The 13,691-nt window shown below is 39.6% G+C and carries 13 protein-coding genes; 7 read left to right on the forward strand and 6 right to left on the reverse strand.

Annotated features, from left to right (window positions below; all coding sequences use genetic code 11):
* Nucleotides 1-89: 89 nt before the first annotated feature.
* From gyrB to dnaA, 6 genes are all read right to left on the reverse strand, one after another.
* Nucleotides 90-2,006 carry a DNA topoisomerase (ATP-hydrolyzing) subunit B gene (gene gyrB / locus MHH40_RS10465; RefSeq protein ID WP_034620352.1) on the reverse strand — a complete coding sequence of 639 codons (1,917 nt, stop codon included), beginning with the start codon at nt 2,004-2,006 and terminating at the stop codon, nt 90-92.
* A gap of 57 nt (nt 2,007-2,063) precedes the next feature.
* Nucleotides 2,064-2,309: an extracellular matrix regulator RemB gene (gene remB, locus MHH40_RS10470; RefSeq protein WP_050944678.1), complete on the reverse strand. Its 246-nt coding sequence runs from the start codon at nt 2,307-2,309 to the stop codon at nt 2,064-2,066.
* 17 nt (nt 2,310-2,326) lie between these two features.
* Nucleotides 2,327-3,439, reverse strand: a complete 1,113-nt coding sequence (gene recF, locus MHH40_RS10475; RefSeq protein WP_003215341.1) for a DNA replication/repair protein RecF — start codon at nt 3,437-3,439, stop codon at nt 2,327-2,329.
* Between the two features lie 16 nt (nt 3,440-3,455).
* Nucleotides 3,456-3,671 (reverse strand): S4 domain-containing protein YaaA, encoded by a 216-nt coding sequence (gene yaaA, locus MHH40_RS10480; RefSeq protein ID WP_003215257.1) that lies wholly within the window; start codon nt 3,669-3,671, stop codon nt 3,456-3,458.
* A gap of 150 nt (nt 3,672-3,821) precedes the next feature.
* Nucleotides 3,822-4,958 carry a DNA polymerase III subunit beta gene (dnaN, locus tag MHH40_RS10485; protein WP_050944677.1) on the reverse strand — a complete coding sequence of 379 codons (1,137 nt, stop codon included), beginning with the start codon at nt 4,956-4,958 and terminating at the stop codon, nt 3,822-3,824.
* Nucleotides 4,959-5,154: 196 nt separating this feature from the next.
* Nucleotides 5,155-6,495, reverse strand: a complete 1,341-nt coding sequence (dnaA, locus tag MHH40_RS10490) for a chromosomal replication initiator protein DnaA (RefSeq protein WP_003214781.1) — start codon at nt 6,493-6,495, stop codon at nt 5,155-5,157.
* 620 nt (nt 6,496-7,115) lie between these two features.
* Here dnaA and rpmH point away from each other — a divergent pair.
* The 7 genes from rpmH to rsmG all read left to right on the forward strand — a co-directional run bounded on the left by rpmH (nt 7,116) and on the right by rsmG (nt 13,668).
* Nucleotides 7,116-7,250, forward strand: coding sequence for a 50S ribosomal protein L34 (gene rpmH / locus MHH40_RS10495; RefSeq protein WP_008360908.1), 135 nt, complete (start codon nt 7,116-7,118; stop codon nt 7,248-7,250).
* A gap of 78 nt (nt 7,251-7,328) precedes the next feature.
* Nucleotides 7,329-7,688: a ribonuclease P protein component gene (gene rnpA / locus MHH40_RS10500; protein ID WP_003214983.1), complete on the forward strand. Its 360-nt coding sequence runs from the start codon at nt 7,329-7,331 to the stop codon at nt 7,686-7,688.
* A 158-nt stretch (nt 7,689-7,846) separates the two neighbouring features.
* Complete coding sequence (gene spoIIIJ, locus MHH40_RS10505) at nt 7,847-8,629, forward strand: YidC family membrane integrase SpoIIIJ (protein ID WP_095117972.1); 783 nt, start codon at nt 7,847-7,849, stop codon at nt 8,627-8,629.
* Nucleotides 8,626-9,249, forward strand: coding sequence for an RNA-binding cell elongation regulator Jag/EloR (jag, locus tag MHH40_RS10510; RefSeq protein WP_003215074.1), 624 nt, complete (start codon nt 8,626-8,628; stop codon nt 9,247-9,249). The genes spoIIIJ and jag overlap by 4 nt, the downstream gene beginning before the upstream one ends.
* Before the next feature lie 402 nt (nt 9,250-9,651).
* Entirely contained in the window at nt 9,652-11,031 is a 1,380-nt protein-coding gene (mnmE, locus tag MHH40_RS10515) for a tRNA uridine-5-carboxymethylaminomethyl(34) synthesis GTPase MnmE (RefSeq protein WP_050944676.1), read from the forward strand.
* Nucleotides 11,032-11,048: 17 nt separating this feature from the next.
* Nucleotides 11,049-12,935: a tRNA uridine-5-carboxymethylaminomethyl(34) synthesis enzyme MnmG gene (mnmG, locus tag MHH40_RS10520; protein ID WP_050944675.1), complete on the forward strand. Its 1,887-nt coding sequence runs from the start codon at nt 11,049-11,051 to the stop codon at nt 12,933-12,935.
* Nucleotides 12,936-12,948: 13 nt separating this feature from the next.
* Nucleotides 12,949-13,668 (forward strand): 16S rRNA (guanine(527)-N(7))-methyltransferase RsmG, encoded by a 720-nt coding sequence (rsmG, locus tag MHH40_RS10525; RefSeq protein ID WP_003215161.1) that lies wholly within the window; start codon nt 12,949-12,951, stop codon nt 13,666-13,668.
* Nucleotides 13,669-13,691: the final 23 nt, after the last annotated feature.

Here is a 13,691-nt window from a genome sequence, read left to right on the forward strand (position 1 = left end):
AAAAACAGGACATTGGTTACACGCCCCTATTTCTTGAAAAACAACCTTATTCCAAACAAGAAATAAGGTTGTTCTCAGTAGGGATCTATCTAAATATCGAGGTTTTTCACGTATTGCGCATTTTCTTCGATAAAGTTTCTTCTCGGCTCTACTTTATCTCCCATGAGCATTTCAAATGTCTCATCAGCATCGATCGCATCCTCAAGTGTGACTTGAAGAAGTGTTCTCGCATCAGGGTCCATTGTTGTTTCCCAAAGCTGAGTTGCGTTCATTTCTCCAAGACCTTTATAGCGCTGAAGTCCAGGTTTTGGTGTTTGAGGCAATGTCTTTAGCAGCTCATCTAGCTGTTTATCGTTATACACATACTCAACACGTTTACCTTGCTGCACTTTAAATAAAGGTGGCTGCGCAATATACACATAACCGTTTTCAATGATTTCACGCATGTAGCGATAGAAGAATGTTAAAAGCAGCGTTCGAATGTGCGCTCCATCGACATCCGCATCCGTCATGATCACAACTTTGTGATAGCGAGCTTTCTCTAAATTAAAGTCTTCTCCGATTCCAGTCCCTAACGCTGTAATCATTGAACGAACCTCGTTGTTCGATAGAATTTTATCTAGTCGCGCTTTTTCTACGTTTAGGATCTTCCCTCTTAACGGTAAGATTGCTTGGAAGTGACGATCACGACCTTGCTTAGCAGATCCACCCGCAGAATCTCCCTCTACGATATAAAGTTCAGAGATGGAAGGGTCTTTAGAAGAACAATCCGCCAGTTTCCCCGGTAAGCTGGAGACTTCCAGTGCACTTTTACGTCTTGTCAGCTCACGTGCCTTTTTGGCAGCCATTCTTGCACGAGCTGCCATCACGCCTTTCTCCACAATTTTCTTTGCAGCATCAGGGTTCTCTAAGAGGAATTTCTCAAGTGCTTCAGAGAAAAGGGAGTCGGTAATGGTTCTTGCTTCTGAGTTACCGAGCTTTGTTTTCGTTTGTCCTTCGAATTGAGGATCTGGATGTTTGATGGAGATAATGGCTGTTAAGCCTTCTCGCACATCTTCACCGCTCAAATTCGAGTCTCCATCTTTGAATACGCCATTTTTACGAGCATAATCATTGATGACACGTGTCAGACCTGTTTTAAAGCCTGCTTCGTGTGTTCCGCCTTCATACGTGTTGATATTGTTGGCGAAGGAATAGATGTTGCTTGTATAGGAATCGTTATATTGTAATGCCACTTCAACCGTGATTCCATCTTTTTCACCTTCGATGTAAACGGGTTCTTCATGAACGACTTCTTTTGAGCGATTTAAATGTTCTACATAGCTCTTAATACCGCCTTCATAGCAGTATTCATTTCGTCGTTCTTTCCCCTCACGTAAATCTTCAATAACGATGTTGACACCTTTTGTTAAGAAAGCTAACTCACGTACACGGTTGGCAAGTGTGTCGTAATCAAATTCAATGGTTTCAGTAAAAATTTCTGTATCTGGCACAAAATGAGTGGTTGTCCCTGTAACATCTGTTTCACCAATGATCTCTAAATCTCCAACTGGAACACCACGTTTGAATTGTTGATAATGAATTTTCCCATCACGATATACGGTCACGTCTAAGGTCGTAGATAACGCATTAACAACAGATGCCCCTACGCCATGCAGACCGCCAGATACTTTATAACCGCTGCCGTCAAATTTACCGCCAGCGTGAAGAACAGTCATAATAACCTCTACAGCAGGACGTCCCATTTTCTCATGAATCCCAACAGGAATTCCGCGGCCATTATCTTTCACTGTAATGCTATTATCCTTTTCAATTTGCACCGTAATATCTGTGCAATATCCAGCTAAAGCCTCATCAATACTGTTGTCGACAATTTCCCATACAAGATGGTGAAGTCCTTTTGCACTGGTTGACCCAATGTACATTCCTGGACGTTTTCTAACAGCTTCTAGTCCTTCAAGCACCTGTATCTGATTTTCATCATAACTATTATGTTGCTGTTCCATTGCCACGTACATTCACCTACACTTTTCTTAAACGATATATTTATATGAATTGAGCTTTTAGACTTCAATTTCAATCACAAATGAAGCACGTTTTTTGAGCGTGCTTGAGGAAAGAGGAGAGTAATAAACAGATTTAGTTGTGACGACGATGGATTTGGGTGTCCCTTGTGATAACAAAATGATTTGTCTTTCGTGTTTTAGGAGAAACTCTTCCACAACAGAAGACGACCTCATTTTGTAATCAACAATTGCGACAATCTCTCGTGTAGAAACAACACAATCATCACCTAAATGAATATACAAGACCCACACCTCATTTATCAGTCAATTACTTTTCCACTGGCTACTCTGAAAATTTCCGCTTCTTTCAAGGTGGCGTGATCGATGCCCTCAACACTTGTTGTGGTGACGAAGGTCTGTACACGTCCCTGAATGGTATGGAGCAAATGAGACTGTCTGTAATCATCAAGTTCAGATAAAACATCATCGAGTAGAAGAATGGGATATTCTCCAATCTCTTCGTGTATCAAGTCGATTTCTGCCAGCTTTAGTGAAAGAGCTGTTGTTCTTTGCTGCCCTTGAGAGCCATATGTCTGAACATCCCGACCATTCACAAAGAAAAGAAGGTCATCTCTGTGAGGTCCCCACAGCGTCACTCCTCGGTCTATTTCTCTGTCTCTTAGTTTCTGAAACGATTCTTCATAGCTATTCTTTATTTTCGACAAGTCTGACGCTTCTGATACCTCTATCGCCGTGTGGTATTGGAGCGTGAGTGTTTCTAGCTCTCTAGAAATGCCAAAATGCAACGGCTGCGCCCATTTCTCGAGCTGTTTCGTAAAAGTCAGTCGTCTTTTGACAACTTTCGCTGCCGCATCAATCAACTGCTCTGTTAAAACCTCCAGCATCGCTTGATCCTTTTGCTTTCTTGTCTGCAATTGTTTCAAGTAATGATTCCGCTGAGAGAGAATTTTTTGATAGAGCGATAAATCATGCAAGTAGACAGCAGAAACTTGTCCAATCTCCATATCGAGAAATCTTCTGCGGATTTGCGGGCTGCCCTTCACAAGACTTAAGTCCTCTGGTGCAAACATGATGGTGTTTAACGCACCAACATAATGACTGAGCTTCTGTTGTTCAATGTGATTGACCTTGCCCTTTTTCCCTTTTTTTGAGATCACGAGCTGCATTGGGAGTGGACCATTTTTTTTGATGACTCTACCTTCTATTTTAGCATAGTCTTGGTCCCATCGGATAAGTTCTTTATCATTTGACGTACGATGCGACTTTGCCATCGACAATACATAGATCGCTTCCATCAAGTTCGTTTTACCTTGGGCATTCTCACCGATCATGACATTCACCTTGTTGTCGAATTGAAGCTCGGTGTGTTCATAGTTTCGGTATGAAGTTAACGCCAGACTTTGAATGTACATGTATTGTCACCCGTTTCTAATTCACAACTTGAAATGTGCCATAACCTTCTATCTCGACAACATCTCCTGGGTATAGTTTGCGTCCCCGTCTATTATCCGGCTCTTGATTAATGAACACCTCATGTTCACTTAAAAACCATTTCGCCATTCCGCCAGATTGGATGACTTCGGCTAATTTCAAAAACTGCCCTAATGTAATCATTTCTTTCTCAATGGTTATAAGATTAGGCATTGTATCGACCTCTTTCAATATCACTAATATCTAATTGTACTAAAAAACAAGACAAGAAGGAAAGGGGGAAAGCGAACTGGGATGAAAGAAAGCATGGTAAACGAGAAGAAAAGCTGCTGTGCACTCTCACAGCAGCTATTTTAGATTGAATTAATATGTTCTGACTGGAAGAATCAACTGCAAGATTGAATCATCATTTGGCGTGCGCAACAGGAAAGGTCTCATGGCACCAGTGAAGCTTACATGAATTTCAGTTCCCTCTAATACTTTTAACGCATCCAGCATATATTTTGGACTGAAGGAGATTTTAAGGTCCTCCCCTTTAATGTCATCTGCTTGAACCGTTTCGACTACTTTACCGATCTCAGGTGAATTAGAAGAAATCTCAAGGCTTTGTTCAGGATCAGCTGACAGCTTTACGACGTTATTGCGTCCTTCTCTTGCCAAAAGTGATGCACGATCAATAGCTTGAAGGAATTCCTTCGTGTTGACCACGACATCCGTTTTACTTTCCTGCGGGATCAGACGAGCTGTATCTGGATAATTACCATCCAGCAATCTTGAGAAGAACAACACGTTTTGTGCTTTAAAGAGAACTTGTGTTTCTGTAATTACGATGCTCACAAGATCTTGTCCATCATCAAGGATTCTACTTAGCTCTGTTAAACTTTTCCCTGGAATCACGACATTGTATGAGCTTTCCTCGTCAATATCCAACTTCGCTTTTCTTAAAGCAAGACGGTGGCTATCCGTCGCTGTGCATATTAATTCACCTTTTTCTACCCTCCAGTTTACACCTGTCAAGATAGGTCGTGTTTCTGAGGTGGACACTGCGAAAACAGTTTGACGAATTAAGTTTTTAAGCAGGTCTGTCGGAATTTGAAATGCATGATGCTCTTCAATTTGCGGAAGATGCGGATATTCCTCAGCATCTAAGCCGTTTAAGTTAAATTCCGCTGAACCAGAACGGATGATGGTGAGGTGATTTTGTTCTACTTCAATTTCGACAGTAGCCATTGGCAGTTTCTTCACAATTTCACTAAAGAAGCGGGCCTGAAGCACAATACTCCCTGGACGATCAATCGTGATCACTTCTAAATCTCCATCTCTTTGAGAAATAAAGGATTCAATTGAGATATCAGAGTCGCTTCCTGTGAGAGAAACCCCCTCATCAGATGCAACAATTTTTATCCCTGTCAAAATAGGTATCGTTGTTCTAGAGGATACGGCCTTTAATACATCTTGGACACTTTCGACAAGACGATCTTTTTGAATCGTGAATTTCATAGTGGTCCTCCTAAATTTTCTTAATGACATGTATATATATTTTATTAATAAAAATCGTAGAAGTAATAGTAGGGCTTGTGAATATGTGGATAAGTCGGTAATAAGAAAGGAAAGACAGCCTATCCACATGTGGACAGACTGTGTATGACTATGCTCTAGTTATTCACATTTTCCCGTACTTATTATATCAGCTAGGTTATTTTAATTGTTCTTTGATTTCTTTCACATGCTGCTGAAGCTGTTCATCTTCAACGATTAATTTCGAAATCTTCTCATGAGCATGAATGACAGTCGTATGATCACGACCTCCAAATTCTTCTCCTATTTTAGGCAGAGAGGAATCAGTCATTTCTCTAGAGAGATACATGGCAATTTGTCTTGGATAAGCAACTGACTTCGTACGTTTCTTCGCTTTGAAATCCTCTAAGCGAATATTAAATTGCTGCCCTACAATTCTTTGAATATCTTTAATTGTAATGATCCTTGGCTTCGATGAAGGAATGATGTCCTTTAGCGCCTCAGCTGCTAGATCCGCATTGATATCTTTATTAATTAAAGAAGAATAAGCAACGACACGAATCAAAGCACCCTCCAGTTCACGAATGTTGCTGTCGATTTGATTGGCAATATAAAGCATGACTTCATTCGGAATGTCTAATCCCTCTGCTTTTGCCTTTTTTCGTAAAATCGCAATACGCGTTTCTAAATCGGGCGGGGTAATGTCTGTGATTAAGCCCCATTCGAATCGAGAGCGTAATCTGTCTTCAAGTGTCGGAATTTCTTTCGGCGGCCGATCACTAGAAATGACGATTTGCTTACTTTCTTCGTGAAGTGTGTTGAATGTATGGAAAAATTCTTCTTGTGTTTGTTCTTTTCCTGCTAAAAATTGAATATCATCTATCAAAAGCACATCGACATTCCGATAGCGATTACGGAAATCGACAGCTTTGTTGTCTCGGATTGAGTTGATAAATTCATTTGTAAATTTTTCAGATGATAGATAGACCACTTTGGCTGATGGATTATGGTCGATGACATAATGACCAATCGCATGCATCAAGTGAGTCTTTCCTAAACCAACGCCCCCATAAATAAAGAGCGGATTATATGCTTTTGCTGGTGCTTCCGCAACTGCAAGTGAAGCGGCATGCGCAAATCGGTTGCCTGAACCAATAACAAAAGTATCAAATGTATATTTTGGATTCAGCATATTTTGTGGAATATCGACGGGATCTTCTTTAGACATTTTTTTAATTGGAGACTTTGGCATAGCTTCCACTTCATCCTGATTTTGAGGAATAATAAATTTAATACTGAGCTCTTCACCTGTCAGTTCGTAGATGGTATCAGCAATTAAATGAAGATATCTTGATTCCAGCCAGTCTCTAGCAAATTCATTTGGTGCGGTAATTGTAAGCGTATCACCTTGAAGAGAATGGGCTTTTGTCGATTTCATCCATGTCTCAAAACTGGGCTTGCTCAACTTTGTCTCTATTTTTTGAAGTGCTTTATTCCACAGATCCAAAATATTTTCCATAAGGCTTCTCCCCCCTCCTTTTCTTTTTAAAATGACCAGTATCAAACTGTTATAGAACACGAAAAAGAGCAAATGGTCATCACCATTCGTGCACATACATTGTTGAAAACAAATAATATAGTAGAAAAACGTCTTTTCGACAAATTACACAGCCTGTGGATAAACAATTCAACAACCTGTGTAATATCTTTCCACAGCTTATCCACAGATTGTGGATAACGCAAATAGGTCAGATAAGTAATTAAGAGTTAAAACACAAATATAATATCAAAATAAACGAGATGGTGCAATGGGTGTCACAAACTTATCCACACACTTTACATCCTGTTGAAAAATAATTATCCACATCGGTTATTTGTGTGAAAAAAATGTCGATAATGGATGTGGATAGTCTAAATATGCCGGAAAAATATCCACACCCTTGTTTTGGAGGCTTTTTAGGAGGAAAAAAAGAATAAAATGTTGGAAACTGAAAAAGAAGGTTTCTTCGTTTGATAAATTATGTTATGCTTATAAGGTTGATAATAAGAGTTTTATCATTGATATTGACAATCGATGGGTTACACAAATATAATGAGTTAGACTGTCTTAAACAGCTATTCCTCAGGGAGGTGTCATAAATGAAAAGAACGTTTCAACCAAATAACCGTAAGCGTAGTAAAGTTCATGGCTTCCGCAGCCGTATGAGTTCTAAAAACGGACGTCTAGTTTTAAAGCGACGCCGCAGCAAAGGTAGAAAAAAATTATCAGCTTAGGCCACTGAATAATGTCAGTGGTCTTTTTTACATAAAATCGTAATTGAACTGTCAGTTTTTATCGGAGTGGAAGAAAACATGAAGAAGCGAAACAGGCTAAAAAAAAATGAAGAGTTTCAAAAGGTGTTCAAAAAAGGTCAATCAATGGCGAACCGCCAATTCGTTATTTACCAGCTGGATCAACCAAATCAAGATGAACTGCGTTTAGGATTGTCTGTCAGTAAGAAGATTGGTAATGCAGTGATGAGAAATCGTATTAAACGACTGATCCGCCAGGTGTTTTTAGAGGAAGGTCATAAGTTAAAGCAAGAAAAAGACTACATTGTCATTGCAAGAAAACCAGCAAGTGAATTGACCTTTGAAGAAACAAAAAAGTCTCTCCAACATTTATTTAGAAAATCCGCTGTTTATCAACAACAACCGAAAAAGTCTTCGTAATAGAAACTTTCGTTGAATCAATTTTTAAAAGCGCTTCCTTCATCTAGTGAATTAAAATGAAACCACCACTTTGTAATGAAAAAATGTTACCATACTGATTAGGTGAGTCACTTTCGTAATCAATTCCAACTTAAATAAAGTTTGAAGTAATGGGAGGAATCTTGTTGAAAAGGCGATTATTACTAATATTTAGCTTGATTGGCGCATTGGTTCTATTGGCAGGATGTACACAGATTAATGAACCAATCACATCAGATAGTAAGGGATTCTGGAACTCATATATTGTTTACCCGCTATCTCAATTAATCACGTACATGGCAAATTTGACTGGTGAAAACTACGGGGTTGCGATCATTATTGTGACACTGTTAATCCGTTTGCTCATTTTACCATTAATGATTAAGCAGTTAAGAAGTACAAAAGCAATGCAAGCATTGCAGCCTGAATTGAAAAAACTTCGTGAAAAATATAGCTCTAAAGATCAAAAAACTCAGCAGCAGCTTCAGCAGGAAACAATGGCCCTTTTCCAAAAGAATGGCGTCAATCCATTGGCTGGCTGTTTCCCAATTTTAATTCAGATGCCAATCCTAATCGGTTTTTATCATGCGATTATGAGAACAGCAGAAATTAAAAAGCATACATTCTTATGGTTTGACTTAGGCAGTCCAGATCCATTGTTCCTATTACCGATCATTGCGGGGGTAGCTACTTTCATTCAGCAAAAACTGATGATGGCTGGAAATCCTTCGGACAACCCTCAAATGGCGATCATGCTGTGGGTTATGCCGATTATGATCATTGTATTTGCTATTAGTTTCCCAGCAGCACTTTCATTGTACTGGGTTGTAGGTAACATTTTCATGATCATCCAAACATTAGTGATTAAAACTCCTCAAGTAAAATTAGATACAAAAGAAAAAGCTGGCGGGAATAAAAAATGAAGGAAATAACTGCTGTCGGTCGCACAATCGAAGAAGCAGTAGATTCCGGACTTAAACAAATGCAGCTTCTAAAAGAAGAAGTAGATATCACAATAGTTGATGAAGGAAATAAAGGGTTCTTAGGATTATTTGGCAAAAGACAAGCTGTAGTCAAATTGATAGAAAAGAGAAATGCTCTTAAATTAGCTACACAGTATTTAGATAATATTGTTAAATCAATTGATCCTAAAGCGAAGATTGTTTCCAAACAGGAACCGAAAAAGATTTCTTTCCACATTGATGGAGATAAAACGTCATTAATGATTGGAAAAAGAGGTCAAACTTTGTACTCTTTAGAAACCTTGGTACAGTTAGTGTTTAATCGCTATTCTGATCAGTATCATCATATTACCATTGATATTGGAGATTATAGGAAGAAGCGACAAGAAGCACTTGAACAATATGCCGTCAAGACAGCAAACAAAGTTTTAAAAACGAAGAGAAAGGTTCATTTAGAACCAATGCCTTCGAACGAACGAAAAGTAATTCATGATACGATCGCTGCTTTTTCTAAAGAACTAGCAACGGCATCAGAAGATACAGGCAGCAAGCGTCATGTTGTGGTGCTGTATAAAAAATAACAGAAAGGCTAGAATTCAGCAAAGCTGGATTTTAGTCTTTTTTTATTGAAAAATTGTGTTTCTATAGAAGATTCATCCTTTATTTCTAAAAAGTTAGGGTGTAATTTGAGTGGAAAATGCCATTTTCACAAGTAAACAAAGGCATCGGGGCGTTTAAATTTATTGGGTTTCGGTGTAAGATGTGAAGATAAGTTGAGAACGTCGTTATTCACATGTGGATAAGTTAAGTGTTAAAATAGATAGGATGCCAAGCTGTGGATAATTAGATGGAAGATACTTTCACTTCGCTTTCATTTATGGTATCTTTAAATTTTGGATTAAGCGTTTTTGATATAGAGATGGACAACGTCCATTTAATAGATAAAAGACTGTCTATTAAGTAGAGAAAGAGGTGATTGAGCGATGGATACAATTGCAGCCATTTCGACACCGATGGGTGAAGGAGCAATTGCGATTATTCGTTTAAGTGGGCCTGAAGCGGTACAGATCGCTGATCGGATGTATAAAGGGTCTAAGGAGAAAAAACTTGTATCAGTGGATTCTCATACCATTCATTATGGTCATATCGTGGATTCAAAGACTGATCAAGTAATAGAAGAGGTCATGGTGTCAGTACTTCGAGCGCCAAAAACATTTACGAGAGAAGACGTTATTGAGATTAACTGCCATGGCGGAATTGTAACGGTCAATAAAGTATTGCAGCTTGCTTTAAGAGAAGGAGCAAGATTAGCGGAGCCAGGTGAGTTCACAAAGCGTGCTTTCTTAAATGGAAGAATAGATCTATCGCAAGCAGAGGCTGTCATGGATTTGATTCGGGCAAAGACGGATCGTGCGATGAATGTAGCAATCACTCAAATGGAGGGACGACTCTCCGGTTTGGTTCAGCGACTGCGCGGCGAGATCCTAGAAACACTGGCGCATATTGAAGTCAATATTGACTACCCAGAGTATGACGATGTTGAAGAAATGACACATCGCGTTTTAGTGGAAAAAGCGACATCGGTCAAAAAAGAAATTGAGTCGCTGCTCTCGACCTCTCAGCAGGGGAAAATCCTTCGAGAGGGCTTATCCACTGTAATTATAGGAAGGCCGAATGTTGGTAAGTCTTCCTTGCTGAATAGTCTTGTACAGGAAACAAAGGCGATTGTCACAGATATTCCTGGAACTACGAGAGATGTCATTGAGGAATATGTGAATGTAAGAGGTGTACCCCTCCGTCTAGTCGATACTGCGGGTATACGTGAGACTGAGGACATTGTTGAGCGTATAGGGGTTGAACGATCTAGACAGGTCTTAAAAGAAGCTGACCTGATTTTACTTGTGCTCAATTATAGCGAAGAATTATCAGAAGAAGATATTAAGCTTTTTGAGGCTGTCTCAGGTATGGATATCATCGTAATTGTGAATAAGACAGACCTTGAGCCTAAGCTTGATGTAGAAAAGGTCAAGCAGTTAGCGAAGGATCGTCCGGTGGTCACTACATCATTATTACAAGAAAAGGGCATTGATGAGCTAGAAATGGCGATTCAATCACTGTTCTTCACTGGATCAATTGAAAGTGGAGATTTAACGTATGTAAGTAATACAAGGCATATTGCCTTACTTCAGGCAGCAAAACAGTCAATTGAGGATGCTCTTGAAGGAATTGCAATGGACGTACCGATCGACATTGTTCAAATAGATTTAACACGCTGCTGGGAACAGCTCGGTGAAATTATAGGAGATGCTGTTCATGAAAGCTTGATTGATCAGTTATTCTCTCAATTCTGTTTAGGAAAGTAAAGGGAGGAACATAAGAAATGGGTTATGAAGCTGGCAATTATGACGTCATCGTCGTGGGTGCCGGTCATGCTGGGGTTGAGGCTGCTCTTGCTTCTGCAAGACAGGGCGCCAAAACACTTGTATTGACTATCAACCTCGATATGGTTGCTTTTATGCCATGTAATCCGTCCGTAGGCGGTCCTGCAAAAGGGATTGTCGTTAGAGAAATTGATGCACTGGGCGGAGAAATGGCACGAAATATAGATAAGACGCATATCCAAATGCGCATGCTGAATACGGGGAAAGGACCTGCTGTCCGTGCGTTAAGAGCGCAAGCAGATAAGTTCCAATATCAGCATGAAATGAAAAAAACAATGGAAAATGAACCGAACCTGACAATGCTTCAAGGGATGGTGGATCATTTAATTGTAGAAGATGATGAATGTAAAGGTGTCGTTACCCAAACAGGAGCAAACTATCGTGCGAAGTCTGTTGTATTAACGACTGGGACTTTCTTAAAAGGCCGCATTATTTTAGGGGATCTATCTTATTCAAGTGGTCCAAATAACCAGCAGCCATCCATCAAATTATCGGATCACCTAGCAGAGTTAGGATTCGATTTGGTTCGCTTTAAAACAGGAACACCTCCTCGAGTGAATAGTCACTCGATTGACTATAGTAAAACAGAAATTCAACCAGGTGATGACGTTCCGCGGGCGTTTTCCTATGAAACGGTTGAATATATTACTGATCAACTGCCATGCTGGTTAACTTATACGAGTTTAGAAACACATCAAATTATTGATGAGAATCTTCACCGTTCTCCAATGTATTCAGGTATGATTAAAGGAACTGGTCCTAGATACTGCCCTTCCATTGAAGATAAAGTGGTTCGTTTCAATGACAAACCAAGACATCAAATTTTCTTAGAGCCAGAAGGTCGTAATACGCAGGAAGTGTATGTTCAAGGATTATCTACAAGTCTTCCAGAGGATGTACAGCAGCGCATGCTTTCCACCATCCCAGGGCTCGAAAATGTACAAATGATGAGAGCGGGTTATGCCATTGAGTATGATGCAATTGTGCCTACTCAGTTGTGGCCTACACTTGAGACGAAGAAAATTTCTGGATTATATACAGCCGGCCAAATTAATGGTACGTCAGGCTATGAGGAAGCAGCAGGTCAAGGGATTATGGCAGGTATTAATGCAGGAAGAAAAGCATTGGGTAAAGAAGAAGTCATTTTAAGCCGATCTGATGCATATATCGGTGTTCTCATTGATGACCTTGTCACAAAGGGAACAAATGAACCTTACCGTCTTTTGACATCCCGTGCAGAGTATCGTTTGCTTCTTCGTCATGACAATGCGGATTTAAGATTAACTGAACTTGGCTATCATATTGGATTAATTTCTCAAGAAAGATTCCAGGCATACCAGCAGAAAAAAGAAGCCATTGAAGCAGAGAAAAAACGTTTATATTCTGTCATCATTAAACCCACAGCAGAGACACAAGAATTTATTCGTTCACTTGGTGGAAGTGAGCTGAAGGACGGTATTCGTGCAAGTGATTTGTTGAAGCGTCCAGAAATGAACTATGAATCTGTTGTGACGTTAGCTCCTGCTGAAACACCGCTTCCTTCTGATGTGTGTGAGCAGGTAGAGATTCAAATTAAATACGAAGGTTATATTGAAAAGTCACTCCAACAAGTTGAAAAGCTGAAAAAGATGGAGAATAAAAAGATTCCTGATCGTATTGATTATGATGCCATCAAAGGGATTGCAACTGAAGCGAAACAAAAGCTGAAAGAAGTCCGACCGCTTTCTGTTGCACAGGCTTCTCGTATTTCAGGCGTTAACCCTGCTGATATTTCTATCCTTTTAGTATATTTAGAGCAGGGACGTATTGCGAAGATAGCAGAATAGAAAGGATGTCGGCATGAACATTGAACAATTTACAGCAGCACTAGAGGAGAAAGGGATGACTCTTTCTCCTGTGCAGCTTGAACAATTTGAAACTTACTTCCGCATGCTTGTAGAATGGAACGAGAAAATGAATTTGACGTCCATTACTGAAAAGGAAGAAGTGTATTTAAAGCATTTTTATGATTCAATTTCCGCATCATTTTTCATTGATTTTCACAAAGTAACGACGATTTGCGATATAGGAGCTGGTGCTGGTTTCCCAAGCATTCCTCTTAAAATTTGCTTCCCTCATCTACATGTGACCATTGTTGATTCTCTTCAGAAACGAATTACGTTTCTCAATGAGTTAGCAAAAGGGTTAAACTTACAAGATACTACTTTTTATCATGATCGTGCGGAGACATTTGGACAACGTAAGGAAAAGCGTGAAAGCTATGATCTTGTCACTGCTAGAGCGGTTGCGCGTTTATCCGTCTTGAGCGAACTATGTCTGCCCCTTGTAAAAAAGGAAGGATTGTTTGTGGCATTAAAAGCATCTGCTGCTGATGAAGAAATGCAAGCAGGGAAGAAAGCCGTTACTGTCCTCGGAGGAGAGGTTGTTGAAAAGCATTCCTTTGTCCTTCCTTTAGAAGAAAGCGAACGGAACATCATTGTCATTGAAAAGAAAAAGCAAACACCAAAAAAATATCCTAGAAAACCAGGAACACCTAATAAATCACCAATAGAAGGTTGATCATGTAAAAGGTCGGTTTTTCT

The sequence above is a fragment of the Bacillus sp. FSL K6-2431 genome (assembly GCF_038005165.1).
In the GTDB taxonomy this organism is placed as follows: Bacteria; Bacillota; Bacilli; order Bacillales; family Bacillaceae; genus Bacillus; species Bacillus pumilus.

Coding starts and splice junctions, on each gene's coding strand:
- gyrB (WP_034620352.1), bottom strand. CDS start 2,006: ATGGAACAGCAACATAATAGTTATGATGAAAATCAGATACAGGTGCTT.
- recF (WP_003215341.1), bottom strand. CDS start 3,439: ATGTACATTCAAAGTCTGGCGTTAACTTCATACCGAAACTATGAACAC.
- yaaA (WP_003215257.1), bottom strand. CDS start 3,671: ATGCCTAATCTTATAACCATTGAGAAAGAAATGATTACATTAGGGCAG.
- dnaN (WP_050944677.1), bottom strand. CDS start 4,958: ATGAAATTCACGATTCAAAAAGATCGTCTTGTCGAAAGTGTCCAAGAT.
- dnaA (WP_003214781.1), bottom strand. CDS start 6,495: ATGGAAAATATTTTGGATCTGTGGAATAAAGCACTTCAAAAAATAGAG.
- rpmH (WP_008360908.1), top strand. CDS start 7,116: ATGAAAAGAACGTTTCAACCAAATAACCGTAAGCGTAGTAAAGTTCAT.
- rnpA (WP_003214983.1), top strand. CDS start 7,329: ATGAAGAAGCGAAACAGGCTAAAAAAAAATGAAGAGTTTCAAAAGGTG.
- jag (WP_003215074.1), top strand. CDS start 8,626: ATGAAGGAAATAACTGCTGTCGGTCGCACAATCGAAGAAGCAGTAGAT.
- mnmE (WP_050944676.1), top strand. CDS start 9,652: ATGGATACAATTGCAGCCATTTCGACACCGATGGGTGAAGGAGCAATT.
- mnmG (WP_050944675.1), top strand. CDS start 11,049: ATGGGTTATGAAGCTGGCAATTATGACGTCATCGTCGTGGGTGCCGGT.
- rsmG (WP_003215161.1), top strand. CDS start 12,949: ATGAACATTGAACAATTTACAGCAGCACTAGAGGAGAAAGGGATGACT.